Origin of the sequence: Pseudomonas sp. CAN1 (assembly GCF_030462585.1) — a bacterium.
Taxonomy (GTDB): domain Bacteria; phylum Pseudomonadota; class Gammaproteobacteria; order Pseudomonadales; family Pseudomonadaceae; genus Pseudomonas.
Genome location: NZ_JASMRU010000001.1, coordinates 496,502 through 516,417, shown reverse-complemented (window position 1 = coordinate 516,417; position 19,916 = coordinate 496,502). Strand labels below are relative to the sequence as shown.

Below are 19,916 nucleotides of genomic sequence, written 5' to 3'. Positions count from 1 at the left end.
AGGCGCCGGAGCCCGTGGGCTCCGGCGGGTGCAACGGGTCCTACTGGGCGCAGGCGTGTTTCAGCTCGATCAGGGTGACGCCCGGATGGGCGAAACCGGCGCGCAGGTCGCGCTCCAGTTCGTCCAGGCTCTGCGGCTGGCGCATCTCGCAGCCGTAGGCGCGGCCGAGCAGGGTGAAGTCCGGGTTGCGCGGCAGGACGCCGATGGGCTCGATGTCCAGGCCGATCATGTCGTCGCGGATCTGCCCCAGCGCGTCGTTGTTCCACAGCAGCACCACCAGCGGGCTGTCCAGCTCCTCGCTGGCGGTGGCCAGTTCCTGCGCGGTGTAGAGGAAGCCGCCGTCGCCGACCAGCACCAGGCCAGGGCGCTCCGGCGCGCCGAACTTGGCGCCGATGCCGGCAGGCACGCCGTAGCCGAGGGTGCCGTAGCCGGTGGGGTGCAGCCAGCCGCGCGGCGCCTTGCTCGGGTACAGGTAGTTGGCGGTGTAGGCCAGCTGGGTCATGTCGCTGGCGATGAAGGCGTTGTCCGGCAGGACCTTGGCGATGCGCTCCAGGATCGCCTTGTGGATAAGTTGCAGCGGCGCATGGCCGCCGTCGATCTGTGCACGCAGCTCGGCGATGCGCGACTGTGCTTTTGCGGCATCGCGGCTCCCGCTGGGCAGCGCGGCGAGCAGCGCCTCGGCGGTGGCCTTCGAGTCACCCAGCAGTGCGACGGCGCTCGGGTAGAAGTCGTTGAACTTGCGCGAGTCGACGTCGACGCGGATCACCTCGCCGCTGACCGGCAGGCGGTCGCGCCAGTAGTCGGTGTCGGCCATCTCGGTGCCGATGGCCAGGACCACGTCGGCCTCGGCGATCATGTCCCAACCGGCCTGGGTGCACAGGGTGGCGCCTGCGGCCAGCGGCGCTTCCGGCGCCAGCAGGCCCTTGCCGGCGACGCTGGTGAACAGCGGCGCGGCCAGGCGCTCGCTGAGCGCAGCCAGGGCATCGGCGGCATGCAGCGCGCCGCCGCCGGCGATGATCATCGGGCGCTTGGCGGCCTGGAGTTTATCCACAGCCTGCTTGAGCGCTTCGCTGCTGGGCTGGCCACGGCCGGCGCGGCGCACGACTTCGTGGGTCCAGTCGCGGGCGACCGGATTGGCCAGCACGTCCAGCGGCACGGAGATGTGCACCGGGCGCGGACGTTCGCTGTCGAACACGGCGTAGGCGCGGGCGATCAGCTCGGGCAGGTCTTCGGCGCTCAACGCGACAGCGGAGAACGCGGTGATCGGCGCGGTCATGGCGCGCTGGTCCTGGGTCTCGTGCAGGCAGCCCCAGCCCTTGCCCAGGCTGGCGGTGTGGTTGACGCTGGAGATCACCAGCATCGGGATCGAGTCGGCGTAGGCCTGGCCGATGGCGGTAGCGGCGTTGGTCACCCCCGGCCCGGTGATGATGAAGGCCACGCCGGGCTTGCCGCTGACGCGCGCATAGCCGTCGGCCATGAAGCCGGCGCCCTGTTCGTGGCGGGTCAGCACGTGGCGGATGCCGCTGCCGGGCAGGCCACGGTACAGCTCCAGGGTGTGCACACCGGGAATGCCGAACACGGTGTCGACGCCGTAGTTGGCCAGCAGGCGTACCAGGGCCTGGCCGCCGGTGAGTTTCTTGTCGTTCTGCATGTTCACTCCTCGAAGCGTTCTTCGTAGAAACGCGCTTGCCCGCGAACGGTCCTCGATGGATTCGTTCGCGGGCGGCCCGCGCCTACAGGCAGGTCATTCAGCGGTGCGGATCAGCGCATCCACTGCCACGGCGCCCTCGGCGTCCGCCAGCAGCGGGTTCACGTCCAGTTCCAGCAGGTTGTCCACGTGCTCGCAGGCGTAGTCGGCGACGGCGCGGATGGCTTCAACCAGTGCCTCCAGGTTCACCGCCGGGCGTCCGCGGAAGCCAGTGAGCAGCGGCGCGCTGCGCAGACTCAGCAGGGCGTCGCGGATCGCCGCGTCAGTGGTCGGCAGCAGCAGGCTGCGGCTGTCCTTGAGCAGCTCGACGAGAATGCCACCGGCGCCCAGCACCAGCGCCAGGCCGAAGCCGTTCTCGCGCTTGATGCCGACGATCAGCTCGGCCAGCGGCGGATTGGCCATGCGCTCCAGCAACACCTGGTCGAAGGGCACGCCGGGGGCGTGGCGGGCGATGTTCTCGCGCATGTCGAACAGCGCAGCTTCCAGCGCCGCCTCGTTGCGCAGGTTGAGCGCCACGCCGCCAGCTTCGGTCTTGTGCGGCAGCTGCGCGCTGACCACTTTCAGTGCCAGCGGGAAGCCGACATCGGTCGCCGCTTCGCGGGCCTGGGTCGGCGTGCTCAGGGCGGCGCGCGGCAGGGGCAGGCCGAAGGGTTTCAGCGCCTGCTTGGACTGCCACTCATCCAGCAGCCGGCCTTCACTGTCCAGCGCCTGCGGGCAGAGCGGCACCAGCGCGGCTTCGCCACGGGCCAGCAGTGCATCACGGCGCTGGCGGTAGTGGGCGATGCGACCCCAGGCGGCAAGGCCATCTTCCACGCCTTGCAGTGCGGCGACGCCATGGGAATGCAGCAGTTCGCGGGCATGCTTGGGCAGCAGTTCCGGCAAGGCGGAGGCGATGAAGCCGACCTTGTCGTGGCGCTTCAGCGCGGCGCAATAAAGCTCCAGCAGCAGGTCGCACTGCGGGCGCTCGCCGGTTTCTTCGCCGGGGTAGTCCAGCACCAGCAGCGCGGCATCGGCCGGGGTCTGCAAGGCGCTGTCGAGCATGCGGTCAAGCGCCGGGCCGTCGCCCCAGATGGCGGTAGTGAAGTCCAGCGGGTTGGCGATGTTGGCGTAGTCCGGCAGCACCTGGGCCAGTTCGGCGCGCTGCGCGTCGACCAGCTTGGGCAGGCTCAGGCCGTTGCGCTCGGCGTAGTCGGCGATCAGCCCGGCGTCGCCACCGGAGCAGGCCAGCGCGGCCAGGCTGGGGCCGGCCGGCAGGTTGCCGCAGGCGGCGGCCTTCAAGGTTTCGATGAAGCTCACCGGGCCGCTGACGCGAATCACCCCGAGGCGATCGAACAGCGCGTCGTACAGCGCGTCGGAGCCGGCCAGCGAGCTGGTGTGGCTGAGCGCGAGCTCGGCGCCGATCTCGGAAACGCCGGTCTTCAGGGCGATCACCGGGATGCCTTTCTGCAGCGCCTTGAAGGCGGCGCGGGCGAAGCCGGGGACGTTCTTCAGGCCTTCCAGGTGCAGGCCGATGGCGGTCACGCGCGGCTCGTCGAGCAGCACGTCCATCAGTTCGGCCACGCCCAGCTGCGCCTGGTTGCCCACCGAGGCCATGTAGGCGATGGGCAGCGAGCGGTCGCTCATGGACAGGTTGTAGGCGAAGTTGCCGCTCTGGGTCAGCACCGCCACGCCCTTCTCCACCAGGTGCCCGCCGTGGGCCACCGGCCACAGCGCGGAGCCGTGCAGGTAGTCGAGCAGGCCGTAGCAGTTGGGGCCGAGCAGGGCCATGTCGCCGGCACTGGCGAGCAGTCGGCGCTGCAGGGCTTCGCCCTCGGCGCCGGTCTCGGCGAAGCCGGAGGCGTAGCAGATGGCGCCGCCGGCATCCTTGGCGGCCAGCTCGGCCACGGCCTGCACGGTCAGGTCGCGGTTGGTGGCGACGAACACCGCATCCGGCCCTTCGGGCAGTTCGGCGATGCTGCGTACGCAGGGCACGCCTTCGAGTTCGTCGTATTGCGGGTTGACCAGCCACATCGGGCCGGCGAAGCCACCTTCGGCGCAACGCTTGAGCGCGCGCGCCATGCTGCGGCCGCCGATGAAGGCCAGGTGCCGGGGCGCCAGCAGGCGCTGGAGGTTTTCGCGTTTCATCGCACGGGCCTCAGCGCAGCAGCGGACGCAGCAGTTCGCGGGAAATGATGTGGCGCTGGATTTCCGAGGTGCCTTCCCAGATGCGCTCGATGCGCGCGTTGCGCCAGATGCGCTCCACCGGGCCTTCGTCCATCAGGCCCATGCCGCCGAAGATCTGCACGGTCTCGTCGGCGACCTTGCCCAGCACTTCGCTGGCGAACAGCTTGGCCATGCCGGCCTCGCCGTCGGTCATGCTGCCGCGGTCCATCTTCCAGGCGGTGTGCAGGGTCATCAGTTCGGCGGCGCGAATCTGCGTGGCCATGTCGGCGAGCTTGAAGGAGATGCCCTGGTAGCTGCCGATGGCGGCGCCGAACTGCTTGCGGTCGGCCGACCATTGCAGCGCCAGGTCCAGCGCGCGCTGGGCCTGGCCGACGCAGTTGGCGGCGACCATCACGCGGCCGGCGGTAAGCCAGGCATTGGCCACTTCCCAGCCCTTGTCGACTTCGCCGAGTACCTTGGAGGCCGGCACGCGGCAGTCATCGAAGAAGATTTCGTAGGTGTGGTAGCCCTTGTTGCTCACGCATTTCGGGCCACGGCGCACGGTCATGCCAGCAGTGCCCTTGTCCACCAGGAAGGCGGTCACGGCGTTGCGCTTCTTGCCGTTGCGCTCGAAGGTGTCGGTCACCGCGAAGACGATGGCGAAGTCGGCGTGGCCGGCGTGGCTGATGAAGTGCTTGGAGCCGTTGATCACGAAGTCCTCGCCATCACGCACGGCGCGGGTCTTGATCGAGTTGGCGTCGGAGCCGGCGCCCGGTTCGGTGAGGGCGAAGCAGTCGATCTTCTCGCCCTGCACCACCGGCAGCAGGTAGTCCTGGATCTGCTCGCCCTTGCAGGCCATGAGGATCTTCGAGGGCCGCGCGACGAACACGTGCAGCGCCCAGGAGACCTTGGACAGCTCGCGCTCGACCAGCGCCTGGGACAGGTAGTCGAGGCCACCGCCGCCGACTTCCTCGGGCATGTTGAAGGCATAGAAGCCGGCCGCCAGGGCCTTGCCGCGAATCTTCGCGGCCAGCTCGGGGGACACCGCGTCGGCACGGTCCACTTCTTCCTCGTAGGGCAGCAGCTCTTTCTCGACGAAAGCCTTGACCGCCTCGACGAGCATTTCCTGTTCCTGGGTCAGTTGGAAATCCATCACATCACCTGCAGCCGTCAGCGGCCTTTGAATTGGGGGGAGCGTTTTTCGGCCACGGCGCGCAGCGCCTCGGCGGCATCTTCACTGCGGCCGCAGAGCAGCCCGGCGGCCTGTTCGGCTTCCAGTTGCTGGGCCAGGGTGCGGGCGGCGCCATCGCGCATCAGGCGTTTGGTCTGGGCGAAGGCGAAGGTCGGGCCGGCGGCCAGACGTGCGGCGAATTCGCCGACCTGGGCTTGCAGCTGATCATCAGCGACGACTTCGCCAACCAGGCCGGCATTCAGCGCGCGCTCGGCATTCCACAACTCGTCGAGGAACAGCAGGCGCTTGGCCGCTTCGCTGCCGATCAGGCGCGGCAGGTGCCAGCTGGCGCCGGCGTCCGGGCAGTAGGCCATGCCGGTGTAGCCGGCCTTGAAGCGCGCGGAGGCGCCGGCGATGCGGAAGTCGCAGCACAGGGTCAGGTCCATCCCGGCGCCGACGGCGGTGCCGTTGACGGCGGCGATGGTCGGCTTGTCCAGGCCGTGCAGGCGGCGCATCAGGGCGTGGGCAGTTTCGGTCCAGCCGTAGGTTTCCAGTTCGCCGCGGGCTTCGGCCTCGGCCCATTCGGCGAGGTCGGCGCCAGCACAGAAGCTGCGGCCTTCGCCGCTGAGCACGATGACGCGCACGGCTTCGTCGACTTCGTAGGCGTCGAGCAGGGCCAGCAGGTTCTTGAGCGTGGGGACGTCGAGCGCGTTGCGCTGCTCGGGGCGGTTCAGGGTGATCCAGGCGATACCGTCCTGGACCCGGCTGAGCGGGGATGGCTGAGTCATGCTGCCCTCGTTCTTGTAGTCGATTGTGCTGAGGCGTTATGAAGCGTTGCGCCAATACTAAACAAGTGTTCAGTAAGACGGCAATCCACCCGAAAGGGGGGCTTGTAACGCCCTGCTGATCGACGGGAAGGCCGCGCGGCGCGGGGGCTGAGGGGTTTTGCGGGGAAGTCGCGGCGGGATTGTTACAACTTCGAACAATCCCGCAGGGCGGCGCGACGCGGGAGCGCCGCGCGCGAAGGTCAGTCCTGGCTGTGTACCACGACCAGCAACTCGGCCTGTTCGTCGCCGAGCGAGCGCAGGCGATGCGGCTTCTGCGCGTTGAAGTGGAGTGCGTCGCCGGTCTCCAGGGTCAGGCGCTCGGACATGAAGTCCACCTCGACCCGGCCGCGGTGGACGAAGATGAACTCCTCGCCCTGGTGTTCCTTGAAGGTCGAATGACCGAAGTCGGCCGGCGGATAGACGATGAACGGCAGCAGCGCGCGATCGCCGATCTGCCGCGCCAGCGAGGCGTAGGCGGGGCCTTCGTCGTCACGTGCCAGTGACTGCCGTTCGCCGCTGCGCACCAGGCTGTAGCCCTCGGCGGAAGCGCTCTCCTCGGCGAACAGCTCCTCGACCTGGACGTTCAGCGCCTTGGCCAGCTTGAGCGCAGTGGCAATCGACGGCGTGCTCAGGCCGCGCTCGACCTTGGACAGGTAGCTCTTGGTCAGGCCGGTCTTCTCGGCCAGCGTCTCCAGGGTGATCCCCAGTTTTTTTCTCAGCAATTTCAATCGCATGGACATGCAGAACGCCCCTTGGCGTCAAAGCAGGAAACTTTTCCCTTGCCAATGACACATTGTGTCATTTAGTTTGATTTGTGTCATTGCAACGCACCCGAAATGATCGCGAGCCCCACTCGCGTCCATCCCGAACCGAGGAAACATCCCATGGCGACCACCATGAATCTCCCCAAGGACCAGCTGATCCAGCAGGCCGAACGACAGATGCAGACCAGCCTGTCGGATAATACGTGGACTGCCCGGCAAAAACTGGCCCTGACCTGCCGCATTCTATTCGACGGCGGCCACGACTCCGGCCTGGCCGGACAGATCACCTGCCGCGCCGAACAGCCCGGCAGCTACTACACCCAGCGCCTGGGCCTGGGCTTCGACGAGATTTCCTCGAGCAACCTGCTGCTGGTCGACGAAGACCTCAAGGTGCTCCAGGGCCAGGGCATGGCCAACCCGGCGAACCGCTTCCACAGCTGGGTCTACCGCGCCCGCCCGGACGTCAACTGCATCATCCACACCCACCCGCTGCACGCCGCCGCGCTGTCGATGCTGGAAGTGCCGCTGGCGGTGTCGCACATGGACCTCTGCCCGCTGTTCGACGACTGCGCCTTCCTCAAGGACTGGCCTGGCGTGCCGGTTGGCAACGAGGAAGGCGAAATCATCTCCGCCGCCCTGGGCGACAAGCGCGCCATCCTGCTCTCCCACCATGGTTTGCTGGTGACCGGTTCGAGCATCGAGGAAGCCTGCGTGGTGGCCCTGCTCTTCGAGCGCGCCGCGAAGATGCAACTGCTGGCCATGGCCGCCGGCGAGATCAAGCCGATTCCGCCCGCACTGGGCCAGGAAGCGCACGACTGGATCTCCACGCCCAAGCGCCACGGCGCCGCCTTCAGCTACTACGCCCGCCGCAGCCTGCGCGAGCACGGCGAATGCCTGGGCTGACCGCCCCTCGCCACCCATAACGACAACATCAAAAACCCCAGTGCCCCAGGTGCAACCATGTCCTCATCCATCCTCAACGGCATCATCGGCTACACCATCACTCCCTTCGGCGCCGACGGCGAGCTCGACCTGCCCGCCCTCGGTCGCTCCATCGAACGCCTGCTCGACGGCGGCGTGCACGCCATCGCCCCGCTCGGCAGCACCGGCGAAGGCGCCTACCTGAACGACGCCGAGTGGGACGCCGTGGCGGAGTTCAGCCTGAACACCATCGCCGGCCGCGTGCCGACCATCGTCAGCGTCTCCGACCTGACCACCGCGCGCACCGTGCGCCGCGCCCGCCTGGCCGAACGCCTGGGCGCCAGCGCGGTGATGGTGCTGCCGGTGTCCTACTGGAAGCTCAACGAAGCAGAAATCCTCGCGCACTACCGCGCGGTGGGCGACGCCATCGGCGTGCCGATCATGCTCTACAACAACCCCGGCACCAGCGGCACCGACGTGCCGGTGGAGCAGATCCTGCGCATCGTCGATGCGGTGGAGAACGTCACCATGGTCAAGGAGAGCACCGGCGACATCCAGCGCATGCACCGCCTGCGCCTGCTCTCCGACGTGGCCTTCTACAACGGCTGCAACCCCCTGGCGCTGGAGGCCCTGACGGCCGGGGCGAGCGGCTGGTGCACGGCGGCGCCGAACCTCATTCCGCAACGCAACCGCGAGCTGTACGAAGCGGTGCAGGAAGGTCGTATGGAGGATGCGCGGGCGTCGTTCTATCGCCAGCTGCCGGTGCTCGACTACATCACCCGCCGGGGCCTGCCGACCACCATCAAGGCAGGCCTGCGCATGACCGGCCTGGAAGTGGGCGAGCCGCGCCTGCCGCTGCGCGAACTGGACGACGAAGGCCAGCGCTACCTGCACGGGCTGCTGTCGGCGCTGCAGTGAAACCGCAGTCCCCGCCCGCCTCAACGCGGGTGGGGACTTCGCGTATTCAGCTGACGCTCAGTGCAGCCTCGCTGACCACCTGCGGGCGCTTGCGCTTGAGCAGGTAGTACGCCAGGTAGCAGGCCGCCATGAAGCCGAAGCCCCAGTACAGCGACGGGCGCTGGGTCGGGTCCATGGCGAGGAACACGAACAGCGAGCAGCAGATCGCGATGCACGCCAGCGGGATCAGCGGGAACAGCGGCGCGGCGTATTTCAGGTCGGCCACGGTGCCGCCCTTGGCCATGTGCTCGCGGCGGAAGCGGTACTGGGCGTAGGCGATGACGATCCAGGTGACGGTGCCGGCCATCCCGCTCACCGCCATCAGCACCATGAACAGGGTGTCGGCGGCGACCACGCTGGTGAGCAGCGACAACAGCGCGAACGCCAGGCTGATCAGCAGCGCATAGAGCGGCACGCCGCGGGCGCTGAGCTTGGACAGCTTGCGCGGCGCCATGCCGGTCTTGGACATGGCCCAGAGGATGCGCGTGGAGGCGTACAGGCCGGAGTTGCCCACCGAGAGGATCGCGGTGAGGATCACGAAGTTCATGAGGTCGGCGGCGTAGGGGATGCCGACCATGTCGAACACCTGCACGAAGGGGCTTTCCATCAGCCCGGCCTGCTTCCACGGCACGATGCAAGAGAGCACGGCAATCGCCAGCACATAGAAGATCAGCACGCGGAACACCACGTTGCGCACGGCGCGCGGGATGCTCTTTTCCGGCTGGTCGGTCTCGCCGGCGGCGACACCCATGATCTCGCAGCCCTGGAAGGCGTAGACCACCGTCATCATCACCGCGAACACCGCGGACAGACCGTTGGGGAACAGGCCGTCGCCGACCAGGTTGGACAGCCCCGGTGCCGCGGCGCCGTCGTTCAGCGGGACGGCGCCGAAGATCACCAGCAGGCCGACCACGATGAAGCCGAGGATGGCCGCTACCTTGATCCCGGAGAACCAGTACTCGGCTTCGCCGAAGGCGCGGGTGGCCAGGGCGTTGAGGGAGAACAGCACGACCACGAAGAAGCCCGACCAGAGCCAGATCGGCACCTCGGGGAACCAGCGGGTCATCAGCATGCCGGCGGCGGTGAATTCCAGGCCGACGGTGGAGGCCCAGCTCATCCAGTAGACCCAGCCGATCATGAACCCGGTGGCCGGGCCGATGAAGCGCGTGGCGTGGGCCTGGAAGGAGCCGGAGACGGGCATCTGCACCGACAGCTCGCCCAGGCAGACCATCACCAGGTACATCAGCAGGCCCGCCACCAGGTAGGCGAGGATCGCGCCCATGGGGCCGCCGGAACTGATGGTGACGCCCGAGCCCATGAACAGGCCGGTGCCGATGACACCGCCGAGGGACAGCATGAAGATGTGGCGGCTCTTCAGCGCGCGGGTGAGCTGGATCTTCTCGCCGCTACTGGCGTGATGGGACTCAGACATGGCGCACCTCCGGGAAACGGCGGGCGCGACGGAGCGGAACTCTACGTTGGATCATTATTGTTATCTCCAATCAATCAGAGGCCGTGGCTCGGGGCACGGATGCCACCGGATTATTGGAAGGCGATGTAAGGCGGGGTTGTTTGCCAGGATCGAAGTTGTAGAAAGATGTAAGGATTTTGTGCAAGCGGCGTGGGGCGGGGATTTCAGGCAGTTGCTCTTCGTAGGAGCGAGCTTGCTCGCGAACAGATTTCCCGGCGACTCCAACGCTGGGCTGGTTCGCGAGCAAGCTCGCTCCTACAGCCCTGGTAAGTCCGGAGCTGGCGTGAGGGCAGTTCCGTAGGGCGCATAACGCGCCAGCGTTATCCGCCGCAGCAGATGGCGGATAACCTGTTCCAGGTTATGCGCCCTAAGGCTGGGCGCGCCTCAGGAGTTCAGAGGCGACTGCCCTTTCCTGCTCCAGCTTTTCCGCCCAATCAGTGAACGACGCCCCAGCCAGCGCCGCCGCTTCCAGCTCGCCCAGGCAATCTCCCAGACCACGCAAGCCCATGGAACGGCAACTGCCCGCCAGTCGGTGCGCGAGGCTGGCCGCTTCCACGGCATCGTCCTGGCGCAACGCATCCAGCAGCAGCGGCCATTGCTCGTCCAGCAGCTTCCACAGGCTGGCGAGCAGTTCGTTCAGCTTGTGCTCGCCGAGCAGGCGACGGTGGGTCTCCAGTACCTGCACATCCAGCGGGCCGCTCGGTGCAGCCGCCGGCAGCATCGCCCAGGCCACGCCGGATAGCGCGCGGCGCAGGTCATCCACGCGTAGCGGCTTGCCCAGCACGCCCTGCATGCCGGCCTCGAAATAGCGGCGCACCATGCCCGGTTGTACGCTGGCGGTGAAGGCGTGGATTGGCGTGGTCGCGTTGAGCCCGCCAGTCTGTGCGCGGATCGTCCGGCACAGGTCGAGGCCGGTCATCCCCGGCAGGTGCATGTCCAGCAGGATCAGGTCGAAGCGCCGCGCGGCGGTGAGCGCCAGCGCGGGCTCCGCGTCGTCTGCAAGCTGCACGCGGTGGCCGTCGCGCTCCAGCAAGGCCTGGGCGACCTCGCGGTTGAGAGCGACGTCTTCCACCACCAGCACGTCCAGCGCTGGCGCCTGTTCAACGGCGACGTTCGCACGCGGTACCACGCCCGGCGCCAGCACGATCTCGAACCAGAAAGTGCTGCCCTCGCCCTCCAGGCTCTCCACACCGATCTCGCCGCCCATGGCCTCGACCAGCCGCTTGCTGATCGCCAGCCCCAACCCGGTACCGCCGTAGCGTCGCGCCACCTCGTCGCTGGCCTGGGTGAAGCGCTGGAAGATCTTCTCCTGCTGCTCGGCGGAGATACCGATACCGTCGTCGGTGACGCTGAAGCGCAGGCGCTGCCCCGCTTCGCCGCCTTCAAGCACGGCCACCTCCAGCAGCACCTCGCCCTCTTCGGTGAACTTCACCGCGTTGGCCAGCAGGTTGCTCAATACCTGGCGCAGGAACTGCTCAGCGCCCCGGCAAGCGTCCTGTACCTGGGGTTCGACGCGCAGGCGCAGGCAGGTGCCGTTGTCCTCGGCGCGCGGCTCCAGCAGGGTCACCACGTCGTCGAGCAGGCGGCGCAGGGAGAAGTTCACCAGCTCCGGCTGGCTGACGCCGTCTTCCAGCTTGGCGAAATGCAGCACCTCGTTGAGGATCGCCAGCAGCCCTTCGCCGGCTGTGGATAACGCCTGTAGGCGACGGCGGTCCTGTTCGTCCAGCGGCGCGGCACGCAGCAGCTCGGCCATGCCGAGGATACCGTTGAGCGGCGTGCGGATTTCATGGCTCATGGTGGCGAGGAAGCGGCTCTTGGCACGGTTGGCGGCCTCGGCTTCCTCCTTGGCGCGGCGCAGGCTGGCGGTGCGCCGCTCGACCTGGCGTTGCAATTCGTCGCGCTTGCTCTGCAAAGCCTCGCGGTCGGCCTCGGCGCGCTTCAGCTCGGTGCGCATGGCCCGGCGCAGGCCGTCAAGGGCGTCGGCCACGGTGTCGATTTCGTCGTCTTCACCTGAGCGTTTCTTGGCCAGCGCCAGTTCGCTGCGCAGGTCGCCACCGGTCAGGCCACGGACGAAGTCGGCCATGCTGCGCAGGTGCCGCGTCACCAGGCTGTGGAACAGCCAGCTCAGCGCCACCGCCAGGCCGCAGAGGAACACGCCCATCCACAGCAGGCTGGTCAGCCCGCCATGCAGCAGGCGCAGGTAGACGGCGCCCAGGTCGATGCTGACATCCAGTTCGCCCAGGTCGCGGCGCTCGCCATCCGGCGGCTGGAAGGCCAGGGCGTAGCGCTCGATGCGGAACGGCCCGCGCTTTTCATCGGCGTCCTGTACCAGGTTGAAGTCGGCGCTGCGCAGGCGCACCTGGGCGATGTCGGGGAAGTCGGCCAGGCCGTGCAGCTGCACGTTGAGCTGCTCCTGGTTGAGGTCCCAGAGGCTGCGCTCGAAACTGGCGAGATAACCGACGCGGATCAGCTCCAGCCGCGTGTCGATGTCGCGCATCTCGCGGCGGTATTCGAAGTACAACTGCACTGCGCTGGCCAGCACGGTGAAGCACAGGCTGAACAGCAGCACCCGCAGCAGCAGGCGCCGGGCCAGACCGCCGGGCAGCCTCAACGCGGTACCCCGTCGCCGGCAAGCATGGCGCGGTAGTCGTGCTCGCTCTGCTGCAACCAGCGGTCGACGCTGCCGTCGTCCACGCGCTTCTTCAGCAGTGCGTCAATCTCATCCATCCGCGCGGCCAGCGGCGAATGGCGGGAGACGGCGATGCGCAGGTAATCGACGGTGAGCGGTCGGGGCAGCGCGGCGATGTCCTGGCCGCCAGCCAGTTGCTCGACGAACAGCGTACCGGTGCGCCGCTCGTGGGCGATGAAGTCGATGCGCTGGCGGATCAGCTTGCCGAAGTTCTGCCGGCTATCGGAGACCCATTCGACGTTGCCATGCTCGGCGACGAAGCGGTCGAACTGCGGACCGTAGCTCTCACCGAACAGCAGCCCGCCACGGTAATTGGCGAGGTCGTCGAGCTGGTCGAAGCGCACCGGCTTGCGGCGGTTGTAGAAGATCGCCACCTCCTCGCGCAGCACCGGCACGCGGGAGAACAGCAAACCGTCGTCGCGCTGCGGGGTCTGGTAGGCGAGCACCACGTCGACCCGGCCTTCGGCGGCGTCCAGCAGGCAGCGTTTCCAGTTGCCCAGCACCACGGTCTGCACTTCGTAGCCCAGCTCACCGAGCACGTTGCGCACGGTCTGCGGCGCCAGCCCGCGTACTTCGTGGCCGTCGCTCCAGGAGATGGGCGGGTAGACGGGGTAGTCGCAGTAGCGGATGGGTTGGGCGGCGCTGGCGTTGCCAAACGCCACCAGCAACGTCAGAGCCAGGCTCAGCAGGGACAGCCAGCGCATGACTCAGGCGTCGGCAGGCGTGGCGGTGAACAGGTAGCCGGCGCCGTGGATGGTGATGATCAGCTCGGGCTCGGCTGGGTCGTCGCGCAGCTTGCGGCGCAGGCGGCCGACCAGCACGTCGATGGAGCGGTCGTTGGGCAGCCACTCGCGGTTGCGGATCTGGTCCATCAGCTGGTCGCGGCTCAGGGTGTGGCCGGTGTTGCGCAGGAACACGCAGAGCAGCTGGAACTCGCCGTGGGTCAGCGGGGTTTCGCTGCCGTCGCGGTCCATCAGGCGGCGGCGGTCCGGGTCCAGGGTCCAGTGGGCGAAGCGCTTGTGGTTCTGCCGGCTGGCGGGCGCCGCAATGGCGGCGGGCTGGCGTGCGTGGCGCACGCGGCGGATCAGGTTCTTCGCGCGGGACACCAGCTCGCGGGGGTTGAGCGGCTTGATCACGTAGTCGTCGGCGCCGCATTCCAGGCCGACGATGCGGTCGATGTCGTCGTTGCGCCCGGTGATCAGGATGATGCCGACCTCCGAGCGCACGCGCAGCTCGCGGGTCAGAGTCAGGCCGTCCTTGCCGGGCAGGCGGATGTCGAGCATCACCAGGTCGATGGGCTGCTCGGCCTGTTCGGCTTCGGCCAGCGTTGTCTCGGCCTGTTCGGCGGTGCCGGCGCAAAGCACGTCATAGCCCTCCTCGCCGAGGTAGGCCTGGAGGAGCTCGCGAATCACCGGATCGTCGTCGACGATCAGTACACGGGAAGTCATCGCAATACCCTGCTGAAGCCGCCGCTCGTGACGGGGCCATTCTTGTTATGCGTGGAGGTAGAGCTGTAGGAACTGTCCTGCAGATGGCGGCAGGTTACCGATCGTTGAACAATCGATCAACAGGCTCCCGACGCCCGACAGAAGCGCTGCCGGCCGCCATGCTGGAGGCCGTCTACCCAGGCCTCGCAGATCTGCACGCCCTGTTCCGGGGTGAAGGTATTGGGATTCAGACCAGACTCCAGCCACAGGCCATCGAGCAGGGCGCTGAGGGCAATCGCCGCCAGTTCCGCATCGAAGTCAGCCCAGTCCTGCTCCTTCGCCAGCTCGTTCAGCGCCTGCGTCAGCAAGGAGCGGTACTCGCCGTAGGAATGGTCGTGGGCCTTGTTGATTTCCTCAGCCGTCTTCACCGCGCCCCAGAACGCCAGCCAGGCGTCCAGCAGCTGCGGGTCGAGCAACTCGGCGCAGAAGGATGCGCGGAAGAATGCCGACAGCCGCGCGCGGGCATCCGGCGCCGCCTCGGCGATGGCCTCGCGCAGCAGTTGCATGACCCGGCCGGTAACGGTCAGGTAAGCCTCGGCCACCAGTTCGTCCTTGCCCGAATAGTGGTGGTTGATCAGCCCCACCGAAACCCCGGCCTCGGCGCAGATCTTGCGTATGGAAGCTCCCTGGAAGCCATGGCGTTTCAGGCACGCGAGGGTGGCCTCGATCAGCAGCGCCTTGCGCTGCTCCGGCTCCAGTCGGGTAAAGCGGACTTCCTCGTTCATGCCTGGCTCCTAAGGTTTCAGGTGGCCAATCTGAACGATTGTTCGATTAGGCGCCAGTACCTACCCGTTCGGGGAATGGCCGGGGAACCGGCCCTGGTCGAGAGTGGCTTCATCCGCGAGATCTCCAATCCATAACAAAATCAAAGGTGGGACTGACATGCAGAAAACGCTCGCAGCAGTACTCAGCGCGGCGCTGGCGACCTTGCCGGCACTGGGTCACGGGGAGGAAGCCGAAGGCGCGAAGACGCTGCGGCTGTACAACTGGACCGACTACATCGGCGAACACACCATCGCCGATTTCGAGAAGGAAACCGGAATCAAGGTGGTCTACGACACCTTCGATTCCTACGAAACCGTGCAGGGCAAACTGCTGCCCGGCCGCTCGGGCTACGACCTGGTGGTGCTCAACGCCGCCCTGGTGCCGCCGCTGCTCAAGGCCGGCGTCTTCCAGCCGCTGGACAAGTCCAAGCTGCCCAGCTGGAACAACCTCGACGCGGACGTGCTCAAGCACCTGGACCACTACGATCCGGGCGTGAAGTACTCGGCGCCCTATACCTGGGGCAGCAACGGCATCACCTACAACATCGACAAGATCAAGCAGCGCATGCCCGACGCGCCCATCGGCTCGCTGGCGATGCTGTTCGATCCGAAGATCGTGTCGAAATTCGCCGATTGCGGGGTGACCATCATCGATTCCCCCACCGACGTGATCCCGCTGGCCCTGGCCTACCTCAAGCGCGATCCCAACAGCGCGCTGCCCGAGGACCTCAAGGCCGCCCAGGACCTGCTGCAATCGATCCGCCCGTACATCCGCAAGTTCGACTCCACCAGCTACCTGAACGGCCTGGCCAACGGCGACCAGTGCATGGCTATGACCTGGTCCGGCGACTACGCCACCGCCCAGGCCCGCGCCGACGAAGCCGGCGCCAAGGTCAAGCTGGGCTACTTCGTGCCCAAGGAAGGCTCGCTGATCTGGTTCGACGACTTCTACATCCCGGCCGACGCACCGCACGTGGCGAATGCCCACAAGTTCATCGAGTACATGCTGCAGCCGAAAGTGGCCGCCGGCGTCGCCGACTACATCCGCTACGCCTCCAGCAACGCCGCCGCCACCCCGCTGCTGGCCGCCGAAGTGCGCAACGACCCGGCAATCTACCCCGACGCCGAGACCCGCGCCCGGCTGTTCACCCAGAAAGTGCAGAACCCCAAGGCCACCCGCCTGATCACCCGTACCTGGAATGCGGTGAAGACCGGGACCTGATGACGCAAGACCCAGCTGCCCCCTCTCCCCAGCCCTCTCCCTGAAGGGAGAGGGGGCAGCCCGCAACAGGGTTCATGGAAGTCATCTTCCTGATGCTCCCCTGGCAGCGGGCCCGCAATGACCGTCGTAGTCGCCGAGTACTGCGAACGGTCCCCTCTCCCTTCAGGGAGAGGGTTAGGGAGAGGGCAAGGACTCGCAAGACGAACCGATATTTCGAGGTAAAGCAGATGACCACCCCAACCCCAGCCTTCTTCGCCCAGTTCAACGACGAGCAGCTGGTCGCCGCCGACAAAGCCCACTACATGCACGGCTACCACGTGTTCGACGATCACCGGGTCAACGGTGCGCTGAACATCGCCGCCGGCGAGGGCGCCTACATCTACGACACCAAGGGCAATCGCTACCTGGACGCCGTGGGCGGGATGTGGTGTACGAACATCGGTCTGGGCCGCGCGGAAATGGCCGATGCCATCGCCGAACAGGTACGCAAGCTGGCCTACTCCAACCCCTTCTGCGACATGGCCAACGTCACCGCCATCCAGCTCTGCGAAAAGCTCGCCGAACTGGCACCGGGCGACCTGGACCACGTGTTCCTCACCACCGGCGGCTCCACCGCCGTGGACACCGCCTACCGCCTGATCCAGTACTACCAGAACTGCCGCGGCAAGCATGAGAAGAAGCACATCATCAGCCGCGTCAACGCCTACCACGGCTCGACCTTCCTCACCATGTCGCTGGGCGGCAAGGTCGCCGACCATCCGGCCGAGTTCGATTTCCTCAAGGACGTCATCCACCACATCTCCTGCCCCAACCCCTACCGCGCGCCGGAAGGGATGACCGAGGGCGATTTCCTCGAATTCCTGGTCAAGGAGTTCGAAGACAAGATTCTCGAACTGGGCGAGGACAAGGTCGCCGCCTTCTTCGCCGAGCCGATCATGGGCTCGGGCGGCGTGATCATCCCGCCCAAGGGCTACCACCAGCGCATGTGGCAGGTCTGCCAGAAGTACGACGTGCTCTACGTCGCCGACGAGGTGGTGACCTCCTTCGGCCGCCTCGGCGCCTTCTTCGCCTCCGAGGACGTGTTCGGCATGCAGCCGGACATCATCACCACCGCCAAGGGCCTGACCTCCGGCTACCTGCCGCTGGGCGCATGCATCTTCTCCGACCGTATCTGGAAGGTGATCGGCGAAGCCGACAAGGGCCGCTGCTTCGCCCACGGCTTCACCTACAGCGGGCACCCGGTGAGCTGCGTCTCGGCGCTGAAGAACATCGAGATCATCGAGCGTGAGAACCTTCTTGAGCACGTGAAGGACGTCGGCGGCTACCTGGAGCAGCGCCTGCAGGAACTGGCCGAGCTGCCGCTGGTGGGCAGCGTGCGTTGCCAGAAGCTGATGGCCTGCGTCGAGTTCGTCGCCGACAAGCGCAGCAAGGTGCTCTTCCCCGAGGAACTGAACATCGGCGAGAAGATCCACCTGCGCGCCCAGGCCAAGGGCCTGCTAGTGCGGCCGATCGTGCACCTGAACGTGATGTCGCCGCCGCTGACCATCACCCGCGAGCAGGTCGACGAGATCGTCGACACCCTGCGCGAGTCGATCCTCGAGGCCGCCGAGGACCTCAAGCGCAGCGGTGATTACGCGGGGCACTGATGATCGATCCGAGGATTTTGCCTACACCCCGGCAGCCCTTTAGACTGCCGGACATGAGCGAATCCCAGGCGCTGAGCGAAACCTCCGACGCACCCGCCCTGCATGCCTGGCATGCGGGGCTGGCGCGCGCCCTGGCCAGCGTCGGCGAAGTCGTCTTCGTCGAACGCCTGGCCGACGCCCTCGGCTGCCTGGTGCCGGTGGAGTCGGTGATGCTCGGCCTGGAGCAGCGCGGCCAGCCGCCGCAACCGCTGTACCAGCGCGGCGTCCACCCGGAGCATCACGAGGCCCTGGTCGACCGCTACTACGCCCGCGGCTACCTGCTCGACCCCTTCTGCCTGGCCATGGAAGACGGCCTCACCGAAGGTTTCTACCCGCTGGCCGACATCGCCCCGGACGATTTCTTCGCCAGCGAGTACTACAAGACCTACTACCTCAAGTTCGGCTGCACCGAGGACTGCCACTTCATCATCGACCTGGGCGAGACGCGCAAGGTCTCGTTGTGCCTGTACCAGGGCGAGAGTGGCGCACGCTTCAGCGAAACTCAGCTGGACCTGCTGGCCACAGCCCTGCCGCTGGTGCGCGAGCTGTTTCGCCAGTTCGAGCGCAATGGCGGGCTGGACCTGCTGCTGGCCGGGCGTGGCGTGAAAGTCAGCGCACCGGACGCCCAGGCGCCGCTGAACCGGCACATCCGCGCGGCCTTCATGAACTTCGGCGCCGACCTGCTCACCGAGCGCGAACGGGAAATCGCCCACCTGCTGCTGCGCGGCCACTCGGTGAAATCCAGCGCGCGGGTGCTGGATATCTCGCCGGAAACCGTGCGCATGCACCGCAAGCACCTCTACACCAAGCTGGCGATCAACTCCCAGGCCGAGCTGTTCTCGCTGTTCATCGACTGGCTCACCGGCGGCGTTGCAGCTGCCTGACCTTGGCGGCAAGCGTATGCCAACCCTGTAGGAGCGAGCTTGCTCGCGAACCCGGCCGGCACGGTATGAAGCATTCGCGAGCAAGCTCGCTCCCACGAAAAGCTGCTGTCGCCTCACCGGTGATTGCGGCGCATGCGCAGAAAATCTGCCACCCTATGGCCTTTCCCGCTGTCTGACCCGTGCCCCACCACCAGGAGAGCTCCCCGATGCCCCGCCGCTGGCTACCCGCCTTGCTGTTGGCCGCCGCCCTGCCGCTGCACGCCGCCGAATCCAAGCCCACCTACGGTCCGGAACTGGAGCGTTTCAACTACGCCTTCCCGGTCGGCCACTACAGCTTCGCGTCCCAGGGCCACCACATGCACATGGCCTACCTCGACGTGAAGCCCAAGAAGCAGCCCAACGGCCGCACCGTGGTGCTGCTGCACGGCAAGAACTTCTGCGCCGGCACCTGGGAAACCACCATCACCGCGCTGACCGAAGCCGGTTACCGCGTGGTCGCACCGGACCAGATCGGCTTCTGCAAGTCGACCAAGCCCGAACGCTACCAGTACAGCTTCCAGCAGCTGGCGACCAACACCCACGCCCTGCTCGAACACCTGAAGATCGGCAAGATCACCCTGCTGGGTCACTCCACCGGCGGCATGCTCGCCACCCGCTACGCGCTGATGTACCCGCAGCAGGTCGAGCAGCTGGCCATGGTCAACCCCATCGGCCTGGAAGACTGGAAGGCCCTGGGCGTGCCCTACCGCACCCCGGACCAGTGGTACGAGCGCGAGCTGAAGACCAGCGCCGAGAGCATCCGCCAGTACGAGCAGGCGACCTACTACGCCGGCCAGTGGAAGCCCGAGTACGACAAGTGGGTGAACATGCTCGCCGGCCTGTTCAACGGCGCCGGCCACGAGCGCGTGGCGTGGAACTCGGCACTGCTCTACGACATGATCTTCACCCAGCCGGTGGTCTACGAATTCGGCCAGCTGAAGATGCCGACCCTGCTGCTGATCGGCACCAAGGACAACACCGCGATTGGCAAGGACCTCGCCCCGGATGCGCTCAAGCCCAAGCTGGGCAACTACGCCGAACTGGGCAAGGCCACCGCCAAGGCCATCCCCAACGCGACCCTGGTGGAGTTCGACGACATGGGCCACGCCCCGCAGATCCAGGACCCGAAGCGCTTCCACGAGGCGCTGCTCAAAGGTTTGGCGGAGCTCAAGCGCTGATCTGTGC

Annotated in this window: 16 protein-coding genes; 6 read left to right on the top strand and 10 right to left on the bottom strand. The window is 66.9% G+C overall.

The features are described 5' to 3' along the window. Positions 1 to 40: 40 nt before the first annotated feature. The 5 genes from QO207_RS02425 to QO207_RS02405 form a co-directional block, all read right to left on the bottom strand. Positions 41 to 1,651: a 5-guanidino-2-oxopentanoate decarboxylase gene (locus QO207_RS02425; RefSeq protein ID WP_301479213.1), complete on the bottom strand. Its 1,611-nt coding sequence runs from the start codon at positions 1,649 to 1,651 to the stop codon at positions 41 to 43. A gap of 93 nt (positions 1,652 to 1,744) precedes the next feature. Continuing rightward, complete coding sequence (locus QO207_RS02420; RefSeq protein WP_301479211.1) at positions 1,745 to 3,832, bottom strand: acetate--CoA ligase family protein; 2,088 nt, start codon at positions 3,830 to 3,832, stop codon at positions 1,745 to 1,747. Positions 3,833 to 3,842: 10 nt separating this feature from the next. Further along, complete coding sequence (locus QO207_RS02415) at positions 3,843 to 5,003, bottom strand: acyl-CoA dehydrogenase family protein (protein WP_138213566.1); 1,161 nt, start codon at positions 5,001 to 5,003, stop codon at positions 3,843 to 3,845. A gap of 17 nt (positions 5,004 to 5,020) precedes the next feature. Continuing rightward, positions 5,021 to 5,809 carry an enoyl-CoA hydratase/isomerase family protein gene (locus tag QO207_RS02410; RefSeq protein WP_301479210.1) on the bottom strand — a complete coding sequence of 263 codons (789 nt, stop codon included), beginning with the start codon at positions 5,807 to 5,809 and terminating at the stop codon, positions 5,021 to 5,023. A gap of 239 nt (positions 5,810 to 6,048) precedes the next feature. Continuing rightward, entirely contained in the window at positions 6,049 to 6,588 is a 540-nt protein-coding gene (locus QO207_RS02405) for a helix-turn-helix domain-containing protein (RefSeq protein WP_301479208.1), read from the bottom strand. Between the two features lie 144 nt (positions 6,589 to 6,732). Here QO207_RS02405 and QO207_RS02400 point away from each other — a divergent pair, with 144 nt between their 5' ends. Together QO207_RS02400 and QO207_RS02395 are read left to right on the top strand one after the other, a co-directional pair. Beyond that, complete coding sequence (locus QO207_RS02400; protein ID WP_301479206.1) at positions 6,733 to 7,515, top strand: aldolase; 783 nt, start codon at positions 6,733 to 6,735, stop codon at positions 7,513 to 7,515. Positions 7,516 to 7,572: 57 nt separating this feature from the next. Further along, entirely contained in the window at positions 7,573 to 8,451 is an 879-nt protein-coding gene (locus tag QO207_RS02395) for a dihydrodipicolinate synthase family protein (protein WP_301479204.1), read from the top strand. A gap of 46 nt (positions 8,452 to 8,497) precedes the next feature. Here the strand turns inward: QO207_RS02395 and QO207_RS02390 are convergent, their stop codons facing one another. The 5 genes from QO207_RS02390 to QO207_RS02370 all read right to left on the bottom strand — a co-directional run bounded on the left by QO207_RS02390 (position 8,498) and on the right by QO207_RS02370 (position 14,862). Then, on the bottom strand, positions 8,498 to 9,922 hold the full coding sequence (locus tag QO207_RS02390) for an amino acid permease (protein WP_301479202.1): 1,425 nt from the start codon (positions 9,920 to 9,922) through the stop codon (positions 8,498 to 8,500). Between the two features lie 406 nt (positions 9,923 to 10,328). After that, on the bottom strand, positions 10,329 to 12,572 hold the full coding sequence (locus QO207_RS02385) for an ATP-binding protein (RefSeq protein ID WP_301479201.1): 2,244 nt from the start codon (positions 12,570 to 12,572) through the stop codon (positions 10,329 to 10,331). After that, complete coding sequence (locus QO207_RS02380) at positions 12,569 to 13,354, bottom strand: ABC transporter substrate-binding protein (protein ID WP_301479199.1); 786 nt, start codon at positions 13,352 to 13,354, stop codon at positions 12,569 to 12,571. The genes QO207_RS02385 and QO207_RS02380 overlap by 4 nt, the downstream gene beginning before the upstream one ends. A gap of 3 nt (positions 13,355 to 13,357) precedes the next feature. Further along, positions 13,358 to 14,104: a response regulator gene (locus QO207_RS02375; protein WP_253442684.1), complete on the bottom strand. Its 747-nt coding sequence runs from the start codon at positions 14,102 to 14,104 to the stop codon at positions 13,358 to 13,360. Positions 14,105 to 14,214: 110 nt separating this feature from the next. Continuing rightward, complete coding sequence (locus QO207_RS02370) at positions 14,215 to 14,862, bottom strand: TetR family transcriptional regulator C-terminal domain-containing protein (RefSeq protein WP_301479197.1); 648 nt, start codon at positions 14,860 to 14,862, stop codon at positions 14,215 to 14,217. 157 nt (positions 14,863 to 15,019) lie between these two features. On the opposite strand from QO207_RS02370, the gene QO207_RS02365 reads away from it, so the two are divergent. The 4 genes from QO207_RS02365 (at position 15,020) to QO207_RS02350 (ending at position 19,909) form a co-directional block, all read left to right on the top strand. Continuing rightward, positions 15,020 to 16,123, top strand: a complete 1,104-nt coding sequence (locus tag QO207_RS02365) for a polyamine ABC transporter substrate-binding protein (protein ID WP_301479195.1) — start codon at positions 15,020 to 15,022, stop codon at positions 16,121 to 16,123. 227 nt (positions 16,124 to 16,350) lie between these two features. Further along, positions 16,351 to 17,769, top strand: a complete 1,419-nt coding sequence (locus tag QO207_RS02360) for an aminotransferase (protein ID WP_301479193.1) — start codon at positions 16,351 to 16,353, stop codon at positions 17,767 to 17,769. Between the two features lie 53 nt (positions 17,770 to 17,822). Then, positions 17,823 to 18,692: a helix-turn-helix transcriptional regulator gene (locus QO207_RS02355; RefSeq protein WP_301479191.1), complete on the top strand. Its 870-nt coding sequence runs from the start codon at positions 17,823 to 17,825 to the stop codon at positions 18,690 to 18,692. A gap of 206 nt (positions 18,693 to 18,898) precedes the next feature. Beyond that, entirely contained in the window at positions 18,899 to 19,909 is a 1,011-nt protein-coding gene (locus QO207_RS02350) for an alpha/beta fold hydrolase (protein ID WP_301479189.1), read from the top strand. Positions 19,910 to 19,916: the final 7 nt, after the last annotated feature.